Origin of the sequence: Streptomyces sp. NPDC001663, assembly GCF_042893105.1 — a bacterium.
Lineage (GTDB): Bacteria > Actinomycetota > Actinomycetes > Streptomycetales > Streptomycetaceae > Streptomyces.
The window spans coordinates 343054-366212 of sequence record NZ_JBIAUR010000007.1 but is presented as its reverse complement, the minus strand read 5'-3'; the positions used below and the strand labels follow the sequence as shown (position 1 = coordinate 366212).

Sequence of the window (23159 nt, the reverse complement as noted above, 5' to 3'; positions counted from 1 at the left end):
TTACGGGGACGGCTCGCCTACGCGTCTACGGCGACGGCCGGTGAGTCGGTGTAGTGACTGGCTTGGAGTGCGGAACTAATCGCAGGGCCGGCGCAGATCCTCCACGGTGACGGCCGTGCCCGGCAGGACCGAGCGGGCCGGGGCCCGCAGTCCGTCCAGGAACAGCTGCAGATGACGGTGGACGAAGCGGTCGTTGACGAGGCAGTCGGTGCCGGCCGGGGGCCGGCTGAGCTGGGCCACGACGACCATCAGGTCGCCGACGCCGACGTCGGGGCGGAGCTGGCCGGCCTCCTTGGCGCGGTCCATGAACTCCTCGACGGTTCGCTCCAGACGCTCGCGCGCCGCTTCGAGATCGGGGTGGTTCTGGTCGAAGGTGCTGGAGACCATCGGGCACAGCGCGCTGATCCGCTCGTCGGCGGCGGTGTGCACGAAGCGCTCCAGCGCCTCGAAGGCGTCCCCACTCTGCGCGAGCGCCTGCTCGGCCGCCTCCGACGTCCGGTCCATGACGGAGCAGACGACCTCGCGGACGAGCGCGTCGCGGTCGGGGAAGTTGCGGTACACCGTGGCGTTTCCGACGCCTGCCCGGCGCGCGATGTCGTCGAGCGGCACGTACGGGCCGTGCTCGGTGAACATCTCCCGGGCGGCGGTGACGATCCGCTCCCGGTTGCGCAGGGCGTCGGCGCGCGGCCGGGTCACCTTGCGCTGCGCGGGGTTCGCGGTCGTCATGGCGGTCACGGTGCCCTCCGTTGGCTGTGATGTCGCGATCCGGGGAGCCGGTCCCCGTTTCGCTCGGACACCTGACTAAACGGGGAGACGCTCCCCGCTTATTTCAGGTTGACGGGAAGTTTTCATGTGACCCGAGTCACACCCTCCTGCCACCGAAACCCACGTTCGGACTCCTCCAGCGCGCGCCCGCGCATCCGCACACACAGGGTGATCGAAAGGGCGCAGCCAGAGACGACCGGCGGCTGCCATGGACGAAGGACCGTGCATGCCGCTCCGTCACCGGATACGCGCCCGCCGCGGGGCCGCCCTTGCCGTCGTGACCGCCCTGACCCTGGCGGTCAGTACGTCGGCAGGCACCGGGCGCCAGAGGGCGGCCTCCACGGCGGCCGGGGCGAATCCCATCGCCCCGGCCCACACCGCGGCGCTCGGCCCGTGCATGATCAACGGAAACCGTGCGGTCCAGATGTCGGAGGGGGTCCCCACCCCGGCCGGCTACTCCCGCTCCACGGGCACCGTCCACGCCCTGACCCTGATGGTCGACTTCTCCGACGCACCCGGCCCCGGCAACGCCCTCGACCGCTTCCACGAGTTCTTCCCGAAGACCCGCCAGTGGTTCCGCACCGCCTCCTACGGCCGCCTGGACTACCGCCCCGAGATCCCCGTCCCGCACTGGCTGCGGATGCCGAAGGCGTTCAAGGCGTACGGCATAGAGCGCGGCGCCCCCTTCGACTCCGGCTACCGCAACCTGGTCCAGGACATCGTGAGCGCGGCCGATCCCAAGGTCGACTTCCGCGACTACGACTTCCTGAACGTGCTGATGACCCCGAACGCGGGCCCCTCCGCCCTGGACACGGTCCTGTCGGTGACCTTTGCCGGCAACACGGAGGCCCCCGTGGCGGACGGCGTCCCGGTCGCCAACGCGTCCTTCGTCTACTCCCGCCAGGACGACGGCTCCGGCTCCTACGCGCAGACCGGCTACCGGGTCCTTCCGCACGAGAACGGCCATGTCTTCGGCCTGCCGGACCTCTACACCCAGGAGGGCGGGGGCTCGGTCGGCCACTGGGACATCATGAGCGAGGACTGGGGGGCCAACAACGACCTGCTCGGCTGGCACAAGTGGAAGCTGGGCTGGCTGGACGCCTCCCAGGTCAGCTGCGCGGCGCTGCACGGCACCACGGAGTACAGGCTGACGCCGCTGGAGCGCGCGGGCGGCCCCAAGCTGGTCTTCGTCCCGCTCGGCGCCCGCACCGGATACGCCGTCGAACTGCGCACCCACGAGGGCAACGACGAGGCGGTCTGCCGCCCGGGCGTACTGATCTACAAGGTGGACGCGGACGTGGACACCGGCATGGGCCCGGTGAAGGTCTACGACTCCCACCGCGACAGCGGCGGCTGCACCCGCAGCCCCAACGTCCAGGCAGAACTCTCGGACGCCCCCTTCGCCCCCGGCGAGGTCTTCAAGGACCCGAAGAGGGGGGTCCGGATCGCGGTGGCGGGGGCGGATCTGTCGGGGGATTACCGGGTGCGGGTTACTCGGCGGTGAGGCGGGGGCGGGTGACGGGGTGGTGGAGTGGGTGGCTCGGCGGTGAAGCGGCAGGGTGGCTCGGCGGTGAATTGGGGGCCGGTGACAAGGCGAGGACCCAGGTGCGAGCGACGCAGCAGCAACCGGAGGCGGGGGGCTCGGCGGTGAATTGGAGGCCGACGACAGGGCGAGGACCCAGGTGCGAGTAACGCGGTAGCGGGCGGGGTGGGGGCGCGGCGATGTATCGGAGGCCGGTGACAAGGCGAGGACCCAGGTGCGAGCGACGCAGCAGCGACCGGAGGCGGACGGCGCGGCGATGTATTGGAGGCCGACGACAGGGCGAGGACCTAGGTGCGAGCGACGCGGTAGCGGGTGGGGCGGGGGGCACGGCGATGTATGGAGGCCGGTGACAAGGCGAGGACCCAGGTGCGAGCGACGCGGCGGAGCCCGGAGGCGGGGGGCTCGGCGGTGAATTGGAGGCTCGGGACGCGGCGGCGACCTGGCGGCCACGACGCGGAGACGACCGGGGACACGGCGGCGGGCGGGGCCAGGTGGCGCGGTCGTGATCGGAGGCGGAGGGCGCGGCGGTGAATTGAGTGCCGGGGACCGCGGCGACGAGGCCTGGCGCTGGCGACTGGGCGCCGAAGACACGACGACCGGGGACTGAGGACACCGTCGCGGCCGGGTGCCGATGGCACGGCGGCGGGCGGGGCCGATGGCACGGCGGTCACGGGACTGGGGACGCTGTGGCGACCTGGCGGCGACGACGCGGCTGCGGCCGGGCTTGGGGCAACGGCGGCGACCGGGAGCCGGTGACGAGGCGCTGCGCGGGCGGGAGGCACATCGCGGGACGGTCGTCGCATTACCGTAGGGCTGCCGTGACCGCCGTACCGGAGAACCGATGCCCGCGAACCCCGCTCTCGACGCCGCCTCGCCCGCCGTACCGGCGGAGGCGGTCACGCCGCTGATCCGCGGGGTCGCCGTGCTGCACCGGCTGACGGAGGCGGACGGCACCCTCAGCCTGAGCGCCCTGGAGCGCGCCACTGGCCTGGCCCGCTCCACGGTCGACCGCGTCACCTCGACGCTGGCCCGTATGGGATACGTCCGCCTCGACGGCCGGGACGCGGTCCTCACCCCCCGGCTGATGGAACTGGGCAACGCCTACCTGGCCGCCCTGCGCCTGCCCGCCCTGCTGGACGCGAGGGCCGACGCGCTCGCCGACGAACTCGACGAGTCCGTGTCGCTGGCGGTCGCCGACCGCGACGGCATCCGCTTCATCCACCAGGCCACCCGCCGCCGCGCCATGTCCCTCAGCTTCCGCATCGGCGACCTGCTCCCGGCCGAACGCACCGCCCCCGGACCGCTGTTCGCGACGGAGTGGACGAAGGAGCAGTGGCAGGCGTGGCGGGAACGCCGGGCGGCGGACCCGGAGGACCACGGCTTCCCCGCCGTACCACCTCGTCAATCCCCTTACCCGGATGAGGACTTCGAACGATCCGCGGCCCAATCCGCGGCGGACGGCTGGGCGTTGGACGACCAGCTGATCGAACCGGGCCTGGTCGCGGTCTCCGTTCCGGTACGGGATCCACGTACCGGCAGGATCGCGTGCGCGGCGAACGTGGTCAGCCACACCAGCCGGCACACGGCAGCCGATCTGCGCGATTCGCTGCTGCCGCGGCTGCGGGCGGCGGTGCGGGCGATGGAGGACGACCTGCGCACCACGGCGCCCGCGGAGCCCGGGGCGTCCCCCTCGGGCCTGGCGACCTGGACCGGCGCCTCGAAGCAGGAACTGGGCAGGGAGTTCGTCGAGTCCCTGGCCCGCGGCCTGACGGTACTGACCGCCTTCGGCGAGGGCCGCGCGGAGCTGACGCTGACGGAGGTGGCGAAGGCGACGGGCCTCGCCCGGGCCACGGCACGCAGGGCACTGATCACGTACGAGCACCTCGGCCTCGTACGCGCCCGGGACCGCGTCTTCGAACTGACGCCGCGCGTCCTGGCGCTGGGCTTTCCGCCCCTGTCACGGGTGTCCCTGCCCGAGATCGCCGCCCCGCACATGGCCGAACTCGCCCGCCGCGTCCACGAGTCGACGTCCCTGGCCGTGCTGTCGGGGGACGACATCCAGTACACGGCGCGGGTCGCCACGAGCCGCGTCATGAGCGTCAACGTCGCGGTGGGGACGCGACTGCCGGCGTACGCGACGTCGATGGGCCGCGTGCTGCTGGCGGACCTGCCCCCGTCCGACCGCCGCCTCCCGCTCCCCCTCCGGGCCCTCACCCCGCACACCCTCACGGACCCGGAGACCCTGGCCGGCCTCCTGGACGACGTACGGACGCAGGGCCACGCCCTGGTCGACGAGGAGCTGGAGGAGGGCCTGCGCTCGATCGCGGTCCCGGTCCGCGACCGCACCGGCCGCGCGGTCGCCGCCCTGAACGTGGCCATGCACGCGGCCCGGCACACGGTCGAGGAGTGCGTACGGGAGATCCTGCCGGCGCTGCGGGCGACGGCGGACGCGATCGAGGGGGAGCTGCAGGTGGCGGGGAGGTTCACGCGGGTGCCGGTGTCGTGAGCACGTGCCCAGGATGTCCCGAGGTGCCCCCGGCTTCGCGTCGCGCTCGGTGACGGCGCATGATCGGAGCAGTCATTACGAACGTGGAGAGGCAGGCAAAACCCTCATGGATGACCGCTTCGACGTCGTCGTACTAGGCGCAGGCCCCGGTGGCTACGTCGCCGCCATCCGCGCCGCCCAGCTGGGCAAGCGGGTCGCGGTGGTGGAGGAGAAGTACTGGGGCGGGGTCTGTCTGAACGTCGGGTGCATCCCGACCAAGGCGCTCCTGCGCAACGCGGAACTCGCCCACATCTTCACCCGCGAGGCCAAGACCTTCGGCATCAAGGCCGAGGGGCAGGTCACCTTCGACTACGGCGAGGCGTACCGGCGCAGCCGCCGGGTCGCGGACGGCCGGGTCAAGGGCGTTCACTACCTGATGAAGAAGAACAAGATCACCGAGTTCGACGGCCGGGGCACGTTCCTGGACGCCAACTCGCTGCAGGTCGCGCTGAGCGACGGCACGACCCGCACCATCGGCTTCGACAACTGCATCATCGCCACCGGCGCCACCCCGAAGCTGCTGCCGGGCACCCGCCGAAGCGAGCGCGTGGTCACCTTCGAGGAGCAGATCCTCGCCGAGGACCTGCCGGCCTCGATCGTCATCGCCGGCGCGGGCGCCATCGGCATCGAGTTCGCGTACGTCCTGCACAACTACGGCGTGAAGGTCACCGTCGTGGAGTTCCTCGACCGCATCGCGCCGCTGGAGGACGCGGAGGTCTCCGCGGAGCTCGCCAAGCAGTACCGCAAGCTCGGCATCGACGTGCTCACCTCGACCCGGGTCGACGCGATCGACGAGTCGGGCCCGCAGGTACGCGTCACGGTCACCGGCAAGGACGGCACCCAGCAGGTACTGGAGGCGGACAAGGTCCTGCAGGCCATCGGCTTCGCCCCGAACGTCACGGGCTACGGCCTGGAGAACACCGGCGTGACGGTCACCGAACGGGGCGCGATCGACGTCGACGGCCGCTGCCGCACCTCTGTCCCCCACATCTACGCCATCGGGGACGTCACCGCGAAGCTGATGCTCGCGCACGCCGCCGAGGCGATGGGCGTGGTCGCCGCCGAGACGATCGCCGACGCGGAGACCATGGAGCTCGAGTACGTCATGATCCCGCGGGCCACCTACTGCCAGCCGCAGATCGCCAGCTTCGGCTGGACCGAGGCCCAGGCCCGCGAACAGGGCTTCGACGTCAAGGTCGCCAAGTTCCCCTTCACGGCCAACGGCAAGGCCCACGGCCTGGGCGACTCCACGGGCTTCGTGAAACTGATCAGCGACGCCAAGTACGGCGAACTCCTCGGCGGCCACCTGATCGGCCCGGACGTGACAGAACTCCTCCCGGAACTGACCCTGGCCCAGCAGTGGGACCTGACGGTCCACGAGGTCGCCCGCAACGTCCATGCGCACCCGACGCTGGGGGAGGCGGTGAAGGAGGCGGTGCACGGGCTGGCGGGCCACATGATCAACTTCTGAGACGAGTGAGCGGGTGGGACGAGACGAGACCTCGCCCCACCCCCACCAAGCCGTCACCCCTTGAACGGTCACCCGCTACACTGACGACCATCCCGCCTTCGTAGCTCAGGGGATAGAGCACCGCTCTCCTAAAGCGGGTGTCGCAGGTTCGAATCCTGCCGGGGGCACCAGCGAAAAGGCCCCGGACCGATCATGGTCCGGGGCCTTTGACATCTACTTCTGACATCAACGGGGGCGGTCACTGACGACCGGGGCGCCTCTTCCTGAGGAGCCGGTCCATGTGGCTCATGGCCTCGCGCTGGGTGTCCTGGACGACGTGCGTGTAGACATCCATGGTGATGCTGATCTGGGAGTGCCCGAGGATCTCCATCACTACGCGGGGCGCGACTCCGGCCGCTGTGAGGAGGGTGGCCGTGCCGGGTCGATTGGCGTGCCAAGTGCCTCATCGTCCTGGTCGTGGTGCACGCCGCAGCGGCAAGGACGGCCGCTGGAGGGGCGGTTGCGGACCGGGCCGAAGCTCGGGGCGGTGAGGGTGCCGAACACGCGCGGGTGGGCGGCGACGTGTTCCGGGATGCCGTTGCCGCCGCGCAGGCCGGAGGTGATCAGCTGGAAGGTGTCGCGGCGGTAGACCTCGGCGCAGGCCGGGCAGCGAGTGGTGCGGCGGTTGTTGCAGCGGACGAGGAGTTGGCCGGCCGGGAGGCTGGTCGAGTCCAGGTGGTGGAGGACGTTGCCGATCTCGCCGGTGGTGGTGTCGACGTCGTACTCGGTGCGGTGGCCGTCCAGGCGGATCGGGTGGGTGCAGCCGCCGAGAGTGGAGAGTTGGCGGAGGATACCCGGGAGCGTGCCCTGCGAGGCCAGGTTCGCGAGTTCCGGGAGTGGGGCCGGAGTGGTGCGGGTGAAGATGGCGTTTCTCCTTCTGACTGGCTCGGTCGGGAGGGACAGGCCCCGGGGCGGCGTCTGCTTGGTCGTGTGCCGCCGCCCCGGCGGCCGGGGTCGGTTCAGCAGCGCCTGTTGTGGTCGCGCAGCATGGAGCGCAGGACGACGGCGGCCACGGCTACCGAGATGGCCGTACCCCAAGCGAAGAAGCCGAGGACGAAGACCAGCGGGAGGCTGACGGTCACGGGGCGGTGGGTCCTTTCAGCGGACAGGGCAGCGGTGGGTGCGGGCGGCCAGTTCAGCGGCGGCGCGGCTGTCGTAGTCGGCGGAGAAGCCGCAGCGCGGGGCGGTGTAGGCGGCGGTGTGCTTCTCGCGGTCCCGGTCGTCGTAGGCGGTGGCGACCTGGACGGGGCCGATACGGATGACGCTGCGGAAGCGGCGGTTGGCGGTCACGGATGATCTCCTTTTCGTTGATCACTCACCTGAGGGGCGCGATGGCATGTAGACAGGCGGCATGTCACGAAGAACACGGGGGCTCATCGCCTTCGGCGGGATCGCATTGATACTTGGGCTCGCGGCCGCAGGGGGACGGTGGTGGCTGGGCGAGTCCTGGGCCACCGTGATCACGATGGTCTGTTTTTCCGTGCTGCTCCTTTTCGCCACCGCAGGAATTCAGCGAGTCGGCGGAAGAGGTAGCGCCTCCCGGTGAAATCCGGCCTTCGGAGTTGGGCGGCGATGGCTTCGGCCATGGGTGCGGGAACTCCCAGGCGGGCGCGGAGGGTTGGGGTGTCGATCGGGGTTCCGGTGCGGGTGTGGTGTTCGGCAGCGACCTTGCGGGCGTGGTCGACCAGAGCGGCCGGGACCGACACGGCGGGCCGCTCGGGCGTTGCCTCGATGGGTGGTTGGGCAGGCGGCTCGGGGGTGGGTTCGGGCGTCTCCTTCTGGTCCTCGATGACGTCGGCTGCCTTGTCCGGTGTAGTGGGGGTGGTGTGGGCGAGGAGGGTTCCGCCGAGGAAGGCGACGGCGGGCCAACCCGCGACGAGGATGCGCAGATAGGCCAGCACCTGGGTCATGTCGAGCAGTCCGGCGGTGGCGACGTTGGCACCGAGGGACGCGGTCAGGGTGATGACGAACCAGCACCACGCGGCAGCTTTCGCCGTTCCGGAGCGCAATCGGCGCCAGGCCGCGACCAGCAGCAGGTCGACGCTGATCGGGTAGACCCATGCTTTCCAACCGTCCTGTCCGGCCGCCGACGCGATGTCGTGGAGGTGGGCGAAGGACAGTGCTCCGGCGATGACGGCCTGGACCAGGATGGCGTCGACACGGAGGGGCGAGCGGTCCATCAGGAGCCTCCGCCCGGGTAGCGGGTACCGGCGTTGGGGTCGCAACCGGACGGGAAAAGACCGGGCGGCGGGTCCGGCAGCGAGGCAGCCAGGGACCGGCCCGCGACCTCGATGAAGTCCTCATCAGCGCCAAGGTGGAGGCGTAGAGGGCGAGTTGGCCGAGCATCACGACGGTTCGGGCGAAGTCAGCGCAGCGAGTGCGCATCAGGGCCTTATGCGGGGATCCACGGGGAACACCGGGGAACCAGTCGTCCGCCCACGGGGCGCCGACACCGCTCCACCGCAGGTCAGATCCACAACCGACCCTAGATCACCTTAGCTTCCCAAGCTCAGGTTTCGGGGGGAGAGAAACGCGCCTGCCACCGGTCTGCCACCCTGCACCGTCCTCGTGGTCCGTGCTGACATGGCGTGCGGCAGGATGTCTAGCTATGAGCGATGTTCCTGTCCCTCCCGATAGAGCCGCCGAGTTCATCGAGCGAGGTCGGCAAGCCGCTGCCAGGGAGGATTGGAAGGCCGCCGTCACTGCCTGGATCGCTGGTTCCAATGCCGGCAGTGTGGAGTCAGCGAACCTGGTGCTCACGGGGATCGCGCCTCTGAAGGCTCTGGCCGATGCCGGGGACGTCGACGCGCAGGCCCTGGTGGCCGGAGCGCTGCTCGACTTCGTGGACGATTCGGCTCTGCCGATGGTGCTTACCTACGCAACAGCCGCGGCACGGGCCGGGCATCCGGCGGCCCAGCGCACTTTGGGCTTCCTGTACCGCACCGGCCGCGGAGTGCAGGCAGACAGATTCCAGGCCGAGGCCCTCTTCACAGCAGCCGCGAAGGCCGGCGACGCATATGCCGCTTTCAACTTGGCGGGCATGCACATCAACGGCGATGCCCGGGTGAGAGACCACGACGAGTGCCTGCGTCTGCTGCGCCAAGCAGTCGAAGGGGGCGTGACACAGGCCGCTGCCGTACTCGGTGATCGCCTCGCCGCGATCGACGAGGACACCGAAGCGCTGAGCTGGTACCTGCATGCCGCGGAGCGCGGCCACGCGGGTGCGATGTTCGCCGCCGCTTGCTGGTACCGCGACGGCCTGGGCACAGCACCGGACCCGGTCCAAGCCGTGCGGTGGTTCCTGGCCATGCTCGACCGCGGCAACGGAGACGGGATCCACGAAGCCATCCAGCTGGTGAAGCACGGCATGACCGAAGAGCAGATCCGCAGCGCCGGCGAGCTGGCCGACCGGTCCTCCGAGGCCGAAACGCTCATCACCATGGCCCGCGAGCGCGGCTGGTGAGCGTCCACCGACGCCGCCGCTGCCCGTCTCGGTTTCCGTCTCATTCAGCCCGGTTCACCTGCGTTCAGCCAAGACCCGGAGCCGATCCCAGCCTGGTGACGAGCCGCCGATGAACGCAGGTGAACGCCCCCGTACACAGCCCATCACCCCACCAACACAGTTGGAAAGCGTGTTGGTCAGCACGGAAGCTAGGGCCCAATACACCGCCAGTCCAAGCAGCTACGTTGAGGGCATGGACGAGGAAGCGATCACCATCAGGCTCACGCGCGATCAAGCGTTCGTGCTGTCGGACTGGCTCTACCAAGTCATGTTCCAGTCCGACGACCTTGAGAGGATCGTGCACGACCGAGCCGTCTGGTCGCCGATCTACGCGATCTCCGGAACGCTGGACAAGACGCTGAGCGAGATCTTCATGCCCGACTACGGCCCGCGTCTTGAAGCGGCCAAGGGGCGTCTCCGCGCCGATCTGTACGGCGGAGCCGGCGAGTCGACGGCACCAGGCCAGGGCGGGAACGGCCGCAGCCGTTCCCACTCCGCATCACTCAGATCACCCCGCCCATGACAGGAAGAACGACCCGGACACACGCTGGCCACAAGATCACACGAACGCTGACCCCTACTCCGTGACGAACGGTGCATATCCAACCGGGACCTCGCTCACCTGAAGGTCGGAGAAGAGCAAGGTCAGGTTGTGCGCGTTGGTCTCGATGCGTACCTCGTGGAAGTCGATGCCGAGGGCGTTCGACCAGCGTCGCGTGGCCTCCGACTCGGGGAGAAGCTTGGCTCCCGGGTAAAGGCAGTGCCACTTCACGCCCCAGACGTACCCGTCGAGGTCTGCACCAGTTTCGTGGTCGATGAGCCGGTCGTCCAAAGAGACCCGCCAGGTCTCCGCCAGCACTGACGTCTCGCACCTCGCCTCAACGCAGTACCTGAACAGATACCGCAGGTGGGACGGCGTGATGCCGGTACGGGGATCAGCCGTTGCGTAGACGATGACCTCGTAGTCGCGCATGTAGTTGGTGTATCCGTGGTGCACGACAGCGTGATCGAAGGTCCCATCCAGCATCTGTTCAAGCACGGCAGCATCCATGCCGCCCTTCTACCTCACTCGGCGAGAGCTTCGACAACGAGATTTACGAGTGTCAGGCGCCGTTGCGTCAGAGATCGCCCGGACAAGTCCTAACTGGGAAGCGGCGACTCGTTCGACCGAGCACTCGCCGCAATCGCCGAGGCCTACGCCGATCAGAACGAACGCGACCACCACCACCAGGCCCTGGTCGACGCCGTGCAAGCGGACCGGCTACCCGCGGAGGAGCACATCACCGCGACAAGCCGCCGGCCGGCTGCCCGAGCACGCCCTGGTACTGGTTCTCGCTCACGGCGAGGACCGGACACCGCGCCCCCGGTCGCCGTGGTGACGGTGGCGACCTAGCGTGGAAGTGCGCGGGGCGCACCCCAGCCGACGGGTGACCAAAGGGATTTTTGCCCGGCCATCCGATCGGGATCGCATGTCGGCGACAGGGCTCTGTTGTAACAGGCGCCTGCACACACATCACCGGTTCTCGCGCCGGCTGGTGGGACGGAGGCCGGAATGTCGCAGGCATCGTGGAATGAGTACAGGCCGGGGCAGGCGTTCCCGGGGGTGGTGGGGCGGACGACGGACGAGTCGAGCCCGGCGTGGCCGCAGCCGGTACGAGCGGTGCCGGGCACACCGAACGTGCTGCTGATCGTGTTGGACGACACCGGGTTCGGGCAGTTCGGCTGTTACGGGAGCCCGATCGAGACACCGAACCTGGATGCGCTGGCCGCGGGCGGGCTGCTGTACAGCAACATGCACACCACCGCGCTGTGCTCGCCGTCGCGGTCCTGCATCATGACGGGCCGCAACCACCACGCCAACGGCATGGCGGCGATCACGGAGCTGGCCACCGGCTACCCGGGCTACAACGGGCAGATCCCGTTCGAGAACGGGTTCCTCTCCGAGATGCTGCTGCAGCACGGCTACAACACGTACATGGTCGGCAAGTGGCACCTGATGCCCTCGGAGCAGGAGTCGGCGGCGGGCCCGTACGACCGGTGGCCGCTGGGGCGGGGTTTCGAGCGGTTCTACGGGTTCCTGGGCGGCGACACCAGCCAGTGGTATCCGGACCTGGTGTACGACAACCACCAGGTCGAGCCGCCGGCCACGCCGGAGGAGGGCTATCACCTGACGGAGGATCTGGTCGAGCGGGCGATGTCGTTCATCGCCGACGCCAAGCAGGTCGCCCCGGACAAGCCGTTCTTCCTGAACCTGTGCCCCGGCGCCACCCATGCCCCGCACCACGTGCCGAAGGAGTGGGCGGACCGCTACCGGGGCCGGTTCGACGACGGCTGGGACGCTTACCGCGAGCGCACCTTCGCCCGGCAGAAGGAGCTCGGTGTGGTGCCCGCGGACGCGCAGCTGTCCCCGCACGATCCGGACGTGCTCGCGTGGGAGTCACTGTCTCCCGAGGCTCGGCGGCTGGCCGCGCGGATGATGGAGGTCTACGCCGGGTTCCTCTCCCATACCGACCACCACCTCGGGCGGCTGCTGGACTTCCTGAAGGAAACCGGCGCATTCGACAACACGCTGATCATGGTGGTGTCCGACAACGGGGCGAGCGCCGAGGGCGGGGTGACCGGCACCACCAACGAGCTGCAGTTCTTCAACAACGCGCCCGAGACGCTGGAGGAGAGCCTGGCGCGGATCGACGAGATCGGCGGCCCGGCCACGTTCAACCACTATCCGTGGGGCTGGACATGGGCGGGCAACACCCCCTTCCGGCGGTGGAAGCGGGAGACCTACCGCGGCGGGGTCAGCGACCCCTTCCTCGTCCACTGGCCCGCCGGCATCCGGGCCCGCGGTCAGGTCCGCAACCAGTTCGCGCACATCATCGACATGGTCCCCACCGTCCTGGACGTGCTCGGCATCGAGCCGCCCCCGACCATCCGGGGCGTCACCCAGTCGCCCCTGCACGGGGTCAGCTTCGCCCACACCTTCGACGACGCCGGTGCGGCGTCCCTTCACCGCACCCAGTACTACGAGATGCTCGGGCACCGGGCGATCGACCACGACGGTTGGCGGGCGGTCTGCCCCTGGCCCGGCCCCTCCTTCGAGGAGGCCGAGCGGGCCTTCGGCACCCCGATCACCATGGCAGACCTCGACGACCTCGACGCCCACCACTGGGAGCTCTACCACGTCGACGAGGACATCGCCGAGACCAGGAACCTTGCCCAGGAACACCGCGGCAAACTGATCGAGATGATCGCCCTGTGGTACGTGGAAGCCGGCAGGTACAACGTGCTGCCGATCGACGGCAGCGTCCTGCAGCGCATCATGACCGAGCGCCCGCAGATCACCGAGGCCCGCACCAGCTACACCTTCCGGCCCGGCACGCAGACCCTGCCGGCCGCGGTCGCGCCCCGGGTCCTCAACCGCCCGTACAGCGTCACCGCGGAGGTCGAGATCCCGCCCGGCGGCGCGGAGGGCGTCCTGCTCTGCCAGGGCACCACCGCCGGCGGCTGGTCCCTCTACCTCAAGGACGGCCACCTCCACTACGCCCACAACTACGTCCAGCGGACTCTGCACCACGTGGCCTCCAGCGAGAGCGTGCTCGAGGGGCAGCACACCCTGCGCTTCGAGTTCGAGCCCACCGGCGCGCCGGACATCGCCCACGGCAAGGGCGCACCCGGCCGGGCCCAGCTGTACATCAACGGGCGCCTCGTCGGCGAGACCGACATGCCGGTCACCACCCCGATCGCCTTCAACCCAGGTGGCATGGCCTGCGGGACCAACCCCGGATCGGCCATCACCCCCGACTACCGGGCACCGTTCCGCTTCACCGGCACCCTTCACACCGTCACCGTCGATCTGTCCGGCGACCTCATCGTCGACGCCCCCAGCGAGATGCGCATGCACATGGCCCGCCAGTAGCCGTCCCCCCACGCATGGGCTGCGGATCTGCTCTGTCCTGGGGACGCCCTGAAGGGCGGGTGACTCGGGTGACAGGACGTCCCTCGCCGGCCTCCGGCCGTTGTGCCATCCGCTCGGCATCGTTGGTGGCGCGGCCGTTGGCGGCGAGGAGGGCGAGCAGTGCGAGCACGTCCAGCAGGACAATGACCGGCAGCAGGATGGTAAGAGCCGTCGGGTGGTTCCAGAGCGCGAAGACCAGGGCCACGATCAGCAGAGCGGCCCAGCCTCGATCGAGTCCACGGATGTTGCCGCGGCCACAAGCGGATCGCAAGCCATGCGTTGAGGCAGCGCCGCAGCCTGTGGTCTTCACGGCACGGCTCCGACCACCCGAACGGACGTCGGTGGACATACGAGTCATAAGCCGCCGCCCCCGCAACAACGAGTGCGCAACCACGTCGCAGACAGCCATCGAGATCGGGACGGCCGCCTGATCGCCGAGACTCACCGCCCGTGCGACGCCGAGGCTCCAACGGGACCACAGGGTTGGGAACACGTGACACCCTGCCCCGGCAGTCGGGACAGGGCGTCACGCGCGTTCAGGCCATGTCGAGTCCGAACTTGCAGTTCAGGGTCTGATGGTAGGTCTGCCCGGCCTGGGTGTAGTCCGCCTCGCAGCCCGTGATGGGCTTGGTCACCCTTCCGGTGACCCTGAGCCGTACCACCGCGTACTTGTCGCTGAGCACCCCCGGCTTGATGGTGTACGGGTGTCCGGCGTAGTCGGGGTACTTGTCGAGGTCCACGTCACCGGCGGTCGGATGTGCGGTCTCCTGGTAGCCCAGGCGGTAGCCGGGCGTGTCCTTCACCGAGTAGACGCCGTAGCCGAGGACCTTGGCACCCGCCGGGATGTCGAGGAGCTTGACCCCGGTGACGGAGACCGGCTGCTTGGACGTGTTCCTGGTGAGGGGGAAGGCCATGCGGTAGACGTCACCGACCTTCACGTCCGAGAAGCCGAGGGCGCCGGTCGTTCCCGGCCCCTCCGCCTGCAGCGCCGTCCCCGCGGCGACCCCGCCGCCCGTCTCGCCCGCGCAACCCGTCGCAAGGGCCAGCAGGGCCGCGACGGCGAGCGCCCGGGCACGGACGCGGCCGCTAGTACGAGTAGATGACACCGGGGTTCCCCGAGATCTTGCCCTTGGCGCCCCAGATGTCGTGCTCCGCACCGCCTGACCCCGCGCTGATCTTCTGGTAGTGCGAGGCGCCGTACTCCGTGTCGAGGCTGACCGTCACGCCGAACACCTTGGCGGCCACGCCGTAGGTGATCGAGGTTCCGGAGGTGATGGTCGCGTACTGCTTCTTGCCGAGGACCGCGCGATAGGCCGGCTTTGAATTCCGGTAGGCAGTCAGTCCGTCCTTGGAGCTGACGTCGGCGCCATACCGTGCCACGGCGCCCCCCGAGGGAATGTCGTACTTCACCGGAATGATGGAGTACGAGTGCTTGGTCTTTACGCCGATGCAGGTGGTCCGCTTGTCGACGTCCTGGTATTCGATGGGAACCTGGAAGCGCTTCGCCCAGCGAGGCCCTTGATTCGAGAAGCCGACCGCGTGGCCGGTGCTGTTCTTGCGGGAAATCTTTCCGGTGATCGACCAGTGCTCTCCGTCGACGCTGGTCGCGATACCCCAGGTGCTGGACAGCGTGTTGTTGTACTCGAAGGCGGCGGTGGTGTCGTAATAGGCGTGTGCCTCACCGATGGTCGTGTAGTAGTCGTGCTGCTTGATGACGTGCTTCTTGACGAGGCAACCGCCGCCGAGGTCCGGCTTCACAGCGCTGTAGTCGACCCCGTTGACCGTGTCGGGACGAAAACCGGTGGTGGACGCGCCGTCCACGGACTGCCAGGTGTTCGCCGAACTGTCGGAAGAAGCGTCGGAAGACGTGTCAGCGGCGGCGTCCGAGGTGCTGTCCGCGGTGTCGACCAGGGTCGAGTCCGCGGGCGTCACCTGAGCCTCGTCCACGTCGGGGTGTATCGCCACGGTGTTCGGCGTCTCGGCGCGGGCCGCAACCGATCCCTCCGTCGTCGCGGAGCCGGTGGCCACTCCGGCGTCCACGTAGTCGCTACCGGTCAGCAGCGTGCCGTCCGGAGCCAGTCCGTCGAAGGACGCCTCCAGCGACAGCACGCCTCCGTTGGCGTCCGCGTAGGTCTGCAGCTTGCTCGGCAGGGTCGAGGGCAGCGTGAACGACCAGCTGCCGTCCGATGCCGTCGTCGCCGTGCCCACGACCGTCGGCGTGATGTCGCTGCCGTCCTCCGGCACCTCATCCACCGGCGTCAGGGTCACGGTCGCGCCGGCCAGCGGTGAGCCGTTGCCCAGGGTGAAGACACCCTTGACCGTGGCGGCGCCGGACACAGGAGTCGGGGTGCCGGGGCTGGGTGCCGCGGTGATCGTCGGTCCGCTGGAGGGCAGCGCCCCGGAGTCCGTGGGCTTGACGTCGGTCGCCGTGGGCGTGGGAGTCGGGCTGCTGGTGCTGCCGCAGCCCGGTGAGTCCGTAGCTTGCGTGCAGGCGGCGCTGGCAGGTGACGACAGTCCCAGGCCGATCACTGCGGAGGTGGCGACGACGCTCAACGCGGTGGCCAGAGTCAGACGTCTGCCAGATATTCTGGTCATGAAGGAAATCCCCGATTCCCCGATTTCACCGGCGTTCCCCGCTCTTCCGGGTCGCCCGATGGGTCAATTGAAGCCGCATGAAGTACGGCTGTGGAATTCGGCGGGAATGGCCGGTCGCCGTTGATTTTCGCCCCCGCCTTGCGCCGCGCTGATCCGGCTTGGTCTGGCCGTTTGCGGCGTGACTGGAAGCTAGCGCGGCGAAACTTGAAAGGTCAATGATCTTTGGAATCGCTTTGCCATCGAACTCAACTCGCTTTGCCGTAGAGCTCAAATAATGCTCAAGTCGTGCCCGGCTTCACTGGCCTCGGCATTTCGTGACGGCTCGTCAGTTCAACTGGCGGACCGTTTCGGCGTGTTGGGGTGGTGGCGGGCAGACTGCGGACCCGGCTATCGCGTCGTGCGAAGGGCCAGTGCTGCGCGAGGCGGAGGATGCGGCGTCGTCCGGTGGTGACCAGCTGGGCGGCGGTGGAGAACTCGCAACTCCCGATGCCGGGCATCCACCCACCAAGCACGCTCCACCAGAGGATCGCCAACACCCCGATCGCCGTCGTCCTCGCCGCGCCACCGCCCCGCTCACCAGGACCCATCACCCTTGCAACTCCGACGCTCCAACGGGACCACCGCGGAAAGCGTGAGAACCCCGCCGAGAGCACAGAGAGAAGGGCCGGCCCTGGATGGGTTTCCTCTCGGGCTGGCCCTTTGTCGTGTTCGAGGCTACGACTCTGTCGGAGGCCGGGATATTCGCCCGTTTCATCCCGCAATGGAAGATCAGCACAACTCGCCCAGGTCATCTCGACGAAAAGACCCCGTACTACTCTGATCACCCTCTAACGGCTTTTCGAAGCACGGCGCATGCGAAAGGTGACCGGTGATGTCGCTGAGCCCCGGCGATCCGGAGTCCATAGGTGGCTATGCGGTCGTCGACCGGCTCGGTAGCGGCGGGATGGGTGTCGTCTATCTGGGCCACTCGGAATCGGGGCGGCGGGTCGCGGTCAAGGTCGTGCACGCGCAGTACGCGCAGGACGAGGAGTTCCGGACGCGTTTCAGGCAGGAGGTCGCGGCGGTCCGCCGGGTGAGCGGGGCGTTCACGGCCCCGGTGGTGGACGCCGATCCCGACGCCGTACAGCCGTGGATGGCGACGCTGTATGTGCCGGGCCGCACGCTGTCGGACATCGTGGCCAAGGACGGCCCACTGCGCGGACGCGAGCTGCGCACACTCGCGCTGGGCCTGGTAGAGGCGCTGCGGGACATCCACCGGGTGGGTGTCGTGCATCGTGACCTGAAGCCCAGCAACGTCCTGATGGCCGAGGACGGACCCCGTGTCATCGACTTCGGCATCTCGCACGCCGTCGACAACGAGGCCCTCACGGTGACCGGGCGGCTGATCGGCACCCCGCCCTTCATGTCCCCGGAGCAGTTCGCCACACCGCGGGACGTCACCACAGCCTCGGACGTCTTCTCGCTGGGGTCGCTCCTGGTGTACGCGGCCACCGGCAACCGTCCGTTCGACGGAAGCAGCCCATATCTGACGGGCTATCAGGTGATGTACGAGACGCCGTACCTGGACGGAGTCGCCGAACCGCTCCGGAGCATCGCCGAACGCTGCCTGGACAAGGACCCGGCCGCCCGTCCCGAACTCGCCGAACTGCAGCGGATGCTTCGGGCGTTGCGGGATTCTGCCGCGCCGGTCGCAGCGGTCGCGTCGGTCGCACCGAACCCGCCCGTCGTGCCAGTCGTGCCGAACGCGGCCGTCGCGCCCGGAGTGGTCGACGCAGCGGAAACCCACCACCGGATTTCCCGTACGCCCTCCGATCCCCGAGACCCGGCCACCGCCGTGGGGAGGAGGCGAACGAACAGGGCCCGCACCGGAAACAGACGCCGGGGGCGGCGCGTGCTCGTCGCCCTCGCCGCAGCCGTGGTCGTCACCGGGTTGAGCATCGCGGCCGTAAGAATCGGGTCGCACGAGTCCGCCGGCTCTCAGTCGCCCTCCGCCCACGCATCCACGCCCGCGCCCGCCACCGCGGTGGCCCTGCCGCCGAAGCACGTGCCGTGGGACTACCAGATCAGCGGCGCGTACCCCCTGCCGACCGGAGTGCGGGTGGTCGGTCGCAGCCACGAGGATGCGGCTGCCCCGCGTGCCTACAACATCTGCAACATCAACGCCTTTCAGGCGCAGGAGCACGCGGAGGGTGACTGGGATTCCGACCTGCTGCTGCGCGATGCCAACGGGGATGTCGTCTACGACAAGGACTGGGGCGAGGCGGTCCTCGACATCCGCACGGACGCCAAGCGGCAGCGCATCGCCGCCAAGCTGAACACGTGGATCGACGAGTGCGCGGCCAACGGGTACAAGGCCGTCGAGCCGGACAACTACGACTCCTTCACCCGCTTCCCGAAGTACCTCAAAGCCGACCAGGCCGAGGCGCTCATGAAGCTGCTGGTGGCACACGCCCACGCGAAGGGTCTGGCCGTCGCCCAGAAAAACACCGCGGAACTCTTGCGCGACCGAGCATCAGTGGGCCTGGACTTCGCCGTGGTGGAGGACTGCGGCCAGTGGGACGAGTGCGGCGAGTTCGCGGAGGCGTTCGACAACAACGTGTTCGTGGTCGAGTACACGGCGAAGGGCATGTCGAAGGCATGCTCCAACTGGAGCAGCCAACTGAGCATTGTCCGCCGCGACCAGGACGTCACACCCAAGGGCGCAAGCGGCTACCTCCGCAAGACCTGCTGATCGTTTCCCAGGTCACGCCGCGGGAGATCGCCGAAGAGGCGTTCGTGAACTTCGCGAGGGAGGCGAACTCGCCGACACTGCCCGGGAGTTTCGTCGGTGCCCCTGGTTCTGTGGCGAATGGCCCACGCCGCCTCGCGCTCGCGGCGCGGCCACACGGGTGGTCCTGCGCGGAGAACCTACGCCCGCGTTCGGCCTCGTAATGCCTTGACCGCACAGGGAAGTTGAGGCGGCCGCCGAGCCGACGCAGGCACTCGTTCATCGGACGATCCGGCGTGCCAACGAGCAGATATCAGGCATTTGCACATTAACCTCTCGTCACCTTATGACGTGGCGGATCGCCCACGCGTCCGCTTCAACGCTCGGAGAAGACATGCGCAAGACTCGCAAGACGGCTGTCGTAGCCGTCCTCCTCGGCACCGTCTGCCTCCTCGGCACCGGCACCGCCTACGCCCACGAGAACGGGAACGGGCACGACAAGGGGCACGGTCACGGGCACGGGAAGGGGCACGGCAAGGGGCACAAGCACCGCGGCGGGGAGACCAAGACGATCGTCATCACCCAGAGCACCACGTGCAGCACGACCGACGAGAACACCGACGTACAGGGCCAGACCGCGTCCGGCAACTGGTCCAACGGCGAGGTCTCACTCGGCCCGCAGACCACCAACATCGGCTCACACCTGGGGTGCGACAACACCCTCGTCCTCGGCAAGTAGCCCACTCGGGTCCCGGTGCCGAGCCACACGGCCGGCGCCGGGGCCCGGCCCCCGGGGGGTGCCCCTTGCCGGGGACCGGCTCACGCCGATGGGGGTTCGTCGTGGTGGACCACCGTGATGACGTGGTCGGAACCAGGGGTCTCGAGTTCGTCGAGCACGGCGACGGTCAGGTCCTCGGTGCTGATCCAGGACAGGAGGCGCGGCTGCCGATGCCGCCGCCGCGACCGGCGTGATACGGGGCCGGCTCGCCGTCGGCGTGATCATGACGACGGCTGCCGTCGACGTACCGGAGAGCGAGCCGCCGTCCGGTGTGGAGAGCGTTGTTCTCGATCGCGACGAGCATGTGCTGGTGGTGTCGGCCGGGCACCGGCTGGCGGGCGTCTCCCGGGTCACGCTGCGGGAGATCGCCGAAGAGACGTTCGTGGACTTCGTGAGCGGGACGCCGGCCCGGGCCCAGTCCGATCAGGCGTTCGCCGCCGCGGGCCTGGTCCGCGACGTCGCCCACGAAGCCGGCGGCGTGGAGCTGATCACCCGGCTGATCGCGCGCGGGCTCGGCGTCGCGCTGCTGCCGTCGGCGTTCATCCGGCCGCGGGCCGCCGACGACGCCGAGCTGGCGCCGGTCCCGGTGGTCGGCGGACCGCGGCGGATCGAGTACCTGGTGTGGAGCCGGTTCAAGCCCAGCCCGGCAACCCGGGCGATGCTCGACGTCCTCGAGGTGGGACCGCCGTCAACAGCGTCCTGACCCGCGGCCGCGCTGCGTACGTGGCTACTGGACGTCCACGAAGTCGCCGGTCGCGTTGACCGCCGGAGTCGTCGTCGTGCCCGCGAAGCTGTAGCGGAAGTAGCCGTCGGTGGAAGCGGTGACGGTCGCCTTGAGGCTGCCCGTCGAGTCGGACCTGATCGTCTTCACCGTGGTGTAGGTGCTGCTGCCCTTCTTGCGGAACTGCAGCTTCACCGGCTGGTTGGTGTAGCCGTGGTACTTGTTGTCCTCCCAGTTGGCGCGGGAGAGCTTGCCGGTGACCGTGATGGTCTTGCCCTTCTTCACCGGCTCCGGCGAGGCGTTGACCGTCAGCTGCGAGGCGCGCTGCACCTTGAACGTGGTGGCCGCGTCCCGGTGGATGTAGTCGAGGTCGTTGGCGGAGACCAGCGTGCTCAGGTCCCAGGTGGCCGCCGCGCTGTTGTAGACGACGCCGGTCGACGTCATCGGGTCGAAGGTCAGCGTGCCCGTGCAGGTCGACGTGGTGGCGCTCGCCTTGACGCACGTGATCTCGCCGTCGTCGTACCAGATCTGGGCGTAGTTCGGGTTCGGGCCGTATGCGCTGATGTACGTGGTCTCGGCGATGCCCGAGTCGTCCGACGCGGTCACGGTGACCTTGGCGGACACCGCCTTGGTGGTACCGACCACGACCGGCTTGCCGCCGTTGACGACGACCTTGTCGATCGTGATGTCGCCCGAGCCGCCGTCCTCCGCCTGGGCGGCGGTGGCACCGATCGCGGTGGCGACCAGCGCGAGGCCGGTGCCGAGCAGGGCAAGGCGCGTGGTTGCGCGCATGAATGTTCCCCCCGTGGAGTCCTTGATTGATCAGAGGGAGCGTACGGCGTTGGCCAACGGTTCACCACGTTGTTATTACGACACGTCCGCTTGAGCCGGTCGCGAGCCGGGGCCAGACTTCTCGTATGGCCGACCTTCTGGACCGGATCATGCGGTTGTGGATGGATCCGCCCGTCGACGACGAGGCCGCGGTCGCCGCCTTCCGGGAGCTGTACGCCGACCCCGTCCCGGTCAACGGCGAGCCGATGTCCGCGGCCGATCTGCTGGCCCGCGCCCGGGCCCTGCACAGGGCGTACGACGGCCTTCGGCACGAGCTGGTCAAAGAGGTTGGACGTACCCGGCACGCTGGTCGTCGCCTTCCGGATGCACGGCAGGCACACCGGTCCGCTGAGCACCCCGCTGGGTGACGTGGCACCGACGGGACGCGAGGTGGAGGTCCTCACCATCGACATCCTCACGGTCGCCGACGGCAGGATCACCGAGGTGTGGGTCGTCGCCGACCAGCTGGGCCAACTCGCCCGGATCGGTGCGCTGTTGCTCAAGTGACGGAACCCGTGGGAAACGGCTCTGTTTCACCCCGCGCGGCGCGTGGCTTTCGCACGCCTGAATTGGTACGACCTTGAACCAGTTCGAAAGCGGTTGCCCATTTCGAGCAGCCGTTCCCCGGGCTCCACAACTTCCATTGCGCCACGACCACTTACCGCGCCGCTCCGAAGGGACGCAACCCGATGGCTACACCCCTGTCCGCCGAAGAAACGCTCGCCGCGCTGCAGGCCGAGGGCCTCACCGTGCACGAGCACGCCGGCTGGGCGACCCACAACCGCGACGCGGCGACCGGCAAGAGCTTCGGTCCCGTGATCGGTGTGCTGATCCACCACACGGCCGGACACAACGACAAGGAGCTCTGCTTCAAGGGGAGATCGGACCTCCCCGGCCCGCTCTGCCACTCCTGGCTCGGCAAGACCGACGGACTGTGGATGATCGGCCACGGCCGCACCAACCACGCCGGCGCCGTCGACCTCGACGTACTCAATGCACTGCGCGAGGAGAAGTCCCCGCTCCCCCTCGACAACCAGGCCGACGCCGACGGCAACGACTGCCTCTACGGCCTGGAGATCGAGAACACCGGCAAGAGCGACGACCCCTACCCGGACGCGCAGTACCGCCAGGCCGTGCTGTGGGCCGCGGCCCTGTGCCGGGCGCACGGCTGGTCGGAGAAGTCCGTCGCCGGGCACAAGGAGGTCCAGCCCGGCAAGATCGACCCCAGCTTCGACATGGACGACTTCCGGGCGGAGGTGAAGAAGCAGCTCGACCTCACGGTGGGCAAGACCGCCCCGACCAAGCCCACGCCCACCAAGCCCACGCCCACCAAGCCGACTCCGACCAAGCCCACCACCGGCAAGGCGAGCAAGCCCCGCGTCGACCTGTCCCGTCTCGTCAAGGCCGCCAAGACCGACCCCGGTGCCAAGCAGGGCCACGTCTCCTACATGGCCGGCACCAACCTCACCGAGGCCGCCCTGGTCAAGCTGGGTTACCTCGCCAAGACGTACGCCGGCGACGGCTCCTTCGGGACCACCACCATCGCCGCCTACGCCAAGTGGCAGCGTCACCTCGGCTACACGGGCACCGAGGCCGACGGCACCCCCGGCAAGATCTCCCTCGGCAAACTCGGCGACACGACCGGCCTGTTCACCGTGGTCGCCTGAGCCGTCGCACACAGTCACCGCCTCCGCCGACCACGCGCGCAGT

At 69.1% G+C, this 23159-nt stretch carries 18 protein-coding genes, 1 tRNA gene and 3 pseudogenes; 13 read left to right on the top strand and 9 right to left on the bottom strand.

Annotated elements, in window-relative coordinates:
* Positions 1-75: 75 nt before the first annotated feature.
* Positions 76-726: a TetR/AcrR family transcriptional regulator gene (locus ACFY1L_RS24230; protein WP_388827880.1), complete on the bottom strand. Its 651-nt coding sequence runs from the start codon at positions 724-726 to the stop codon at positions 76-78.
* A 265-nt stretch (positions 727-991) separates the two neighbouring features.
* On the opposite strand from ACFY1L_RS24230, the gene ACFY1L_RS24225 reads away from it, so the two are divergent.
* The 4 genes from ACFY1L_RS24225 (at position 992) to ACFY1L_RS24210 (ending at position 6494) form a co-directional block, all read left to right on the top strand.
* On the top strand, positions 992-2269 hold the full coding sequence (locus ACFY1L_RS24225) for a M6 family metalloprotease domain-containing protein (RefSeq protein WP_388827877.1): 1278 nt from the start codon (positions 992-994) through the stop codon (positions 2267-2269).
* 880 nt (positions 2270-3149) lie between these two features.
* Entirely contained in the window at positions 3150-4814 is a 1665-nt protein-coding gene (locus ACFY1L_RS24220) for an IclR family transcriptional regulator C-terminal domain-containing protein (RefSeq protein ID WP_388827874.1), read from the top strand.
* 106 nt (positions 4815-4920) lie between these two features.
* Positions 4921-6324: a dihydrolipoyl dehydrogenase gene (gene lpdA, locus ACFY1L_RS24215; RefSeq protein ID WP_388827871.1), complete on the top strand. Its 1404-nt coding sequence runs from the start codon at positions 4921-4923 to the stop codon at positions 6322-6324.
* Positions 6325-6418: 94 nt separating this feature from the next.
* A tRNA-Arg gene (locus tag ACFY1L_RS24210) sits at positions 6419-6494 on the top strand.
* Between the two features lie 68 nt (positions 6495-6562).
* Here the strand turns inward: ACFY1L_RS24210 and ACFY1L_RS24205 are convergent.
* The 4 genes and pseudogenes from ACFY1L_RS24205 to ACFY1L_RS24190 all read right to left on the bottom strand — a co-directional run.
* Positions 6563-6757 (bottom strand): annotated as a pseudogene (locus ACFY1L_RS24205) (tyrosine-type recombinase/integrase); the annotation flags it as partial.
* Positions 6742-7182: pseudogene (locus tag ACFY1L_RS24200) on the bottom strand (replication initiator); the annotation flags it as partial. The pseudogenes ACFY1L_RS24205 and ACFY1L_RS24200, both read right to left, overlap by 16 nt.
* Before the next feature lie 279 nt (positions 7183-7461).
* Complete coding sequence (locus tag ACFY1L_RS24195; RefSeq protein ID WP_388827868.1) at positions 7462-7653, bottom strand: mobile element transfer protein; 192 nt, start codon at positions 7651-7653, stop codon at positions 7462-7464.
* Between the two features lie 170 nt (positions 7654-7823).
* Positions 7824-8543, bottom strand: coding sequence for a DUF2637 domain-containing protein (locus ACFY1L_RS24190; protein ID WP_388827865.1), 720 nt, complete (start codon positions 8541-8543; stop codon positions 7824-7826).
* Positions 8544-8971: 428 nt separating this feature from the next.
* Here ACFY1L_RS24190 and ACFY1L_RS24185 point away from each other — a divergent pair, with 428 nt between their 5' ends.
* Positions 8972-9826 (top strand): tetratricopeptide repeat protein, encoded by an 855-nt coding sequence (locus ACFY1L_RS24185; protein WP_388827862.1) that lies wholly within the window; start codon positions 8972-8974, stop codon positions 9824-9826.
* Positions 9827-10058: 232 nt separating this feature from the next.
* On the top strand, positions 10059-10388 hold the full coding sequence (locus tag ACFY1L_RS24180) for a hypothetical protein (RefSeq protein WP_388827859.1): 330 nt from the start codon (positions 10059-10061) through the stop codon (positions 10386-10388).
* Positions 10389-10442: 54 nt separating this feature from the next.
* On the opposite strand, the gene ACFY1L_RS24175 is transcribed toward ACFY1L_RS24180, so the two are convergent.
* Positions 10443-10916 carry a hypothetical protein gene (locus ACFY1L_RS24175; protein ID WP_388827856.1) on the bottom strand — a complete coding sequence of 158 codons (474 nt, stop codon included), beginning with the start codon at positions 10914-10916 and terminating at the stop codon, positions 10443-10445.
* Between the two features lie 501 nt (positions 10917-11417).
* On the opposite strand from ACFY1L_RS24175, the gene ACFY1L_RS24170 reads away from it, so the two are divergent.
* The gene (locus ACFY1L_RS24170; RefSeq protein ID WP_388827853.1) at positions 11418-13778 is read left to right on the top strand and encodes an arylsulfatase; all 2361 of its coding nucleotides are present in this window, start codon (positions 11418-11420) and stop codon (positions 13776-13778) included.
* Positions 13779-14353: 575 nt separating this feature from the next.
* Here ACFY1L_RS24170 and ACFY1L_RS24165 read toward each other — a convergent pair.
* Positions 14354-14923: a hypothetical protein gene (locus ACFY1L_RS24165; protein WP_388827850.1), complete on the bottom strand. Its 570-nt coding sequence runs from the start codon at positions 14921-14923 to the stop codon at positions 14354-14356.
* Positions 14904-16412 carry a hypothetical protein gene (locus ACFY1L_RS24160; protein WP_388827847.1) on the bottom strand — a complete coding sequence of 503 codons (1509 nt, stop codon included), beginning with the start codon at positions 16410-16412 and terminating at the stop codon, positions 14904-14906. Before ACFY1L_RS24160 ends, ACFY1L_RS24165 begins: the two co-directional genes overlap by 20 nt.
* Positions 16413-17283: 871 nt before the next feature.
* Between ACFY1L_RS24160 and ACFY1L_RS24155 the strand changes: the two genes are divergently transcribed.
* From ACFY1L_RS24155 to ACFY1L_RS24145, 3 genes and pseudogenes are all read left to right on the top strand, one after another.
* Complete coding sequence (locus tag ACFY1L_RS24155; RefSeq protein WP_388827843.1) at positions 17284-19143, top strand: endo alpha-1,4 polygalactosaminidase; 1860 nt, start codon at positions 17284-17286, stop codon at positions 19141-19143.
* A gap of 370 nt (positions 19144-19513) precedes the next feature.
* The gene (locus ACFY1L_RS24150; RefSeq protein WP_388827840.1) at positions 19514-19858 is read left to right on the top strand and encodes a hypothetical protein; all 345 of its coding nucleotides are present in this window, start codon (positions 19514-19516) and stop codon (positions 19856-19858) included.
* A gap of 199 nt (positions 19859-20057) precedes the next feature.
* A pseudogene (locus tag ACFY1L_RS24145) lies at positions 20058-20600 on the top strand (LysR substrate-binding domain-containing protein); the annotation flags it as partial.
* A 24-nt stretch (positions 20601-20624) separates the two neighbouring features.
* Here the strand turns inward: ACFY1L_RS24145 and ACFY1L_RS24140 are convergent.
* Complete coding sequence (locus tag ACFY1L_RS24140) at positions 20625-21410, bottom strand: calcium-binding protein (RefSeq protein ID WP_388827837.1); 786 nt, start codon at positions 21408-21410, stop codon at positions 20625-20627.
* Positions 21411-21535: 125 nt separating this feature from the next.
* On the opposite strand from ACFY1L_RS24140, the gene ACFY1L_RS24135 reads away from it, so the two are divergent.
* The 3 genes from ACFY1L_RS24135 (at position 21536) to ACFY1L_RS24125 (ending at position 23116) form a co-directional block, all read left to right on the top strand.
* Complete coding sequence (locus ACFY1L_RS24135; protein WP_388827834.1) at positions 21536-21817, top strand: hypothetical protein; 282 nt, start codon at positions 21536-21538, stop codon at positions 21815-21817.
* Positions 21774-21956, top strand: coding sequence for an ester cyclase (locus ACFY1L_RS24130; RefSeq protein ID WP_388827831.1), 183 nt, complete (start codon positions 21774-21776; stop codon positions 21954-21956). Before ACFY1L_RS24135 ends, ACFY1L_RS24130 begins: the two co-directional genes overlap by 44 nt.
* Positions 21957-22138: 182 nt before the next feature.
* Entirely contained in the window at positions 22139-23116 is a 978-nt protein-coding gene (locus ACFY1L_RS24125; protein WP_388827828.1) for an N-acetylmuramoyl-L-alanine amidase, read from the top strand.
* Positions 23117-23159 lie beyond the last annotated feature (43 nt).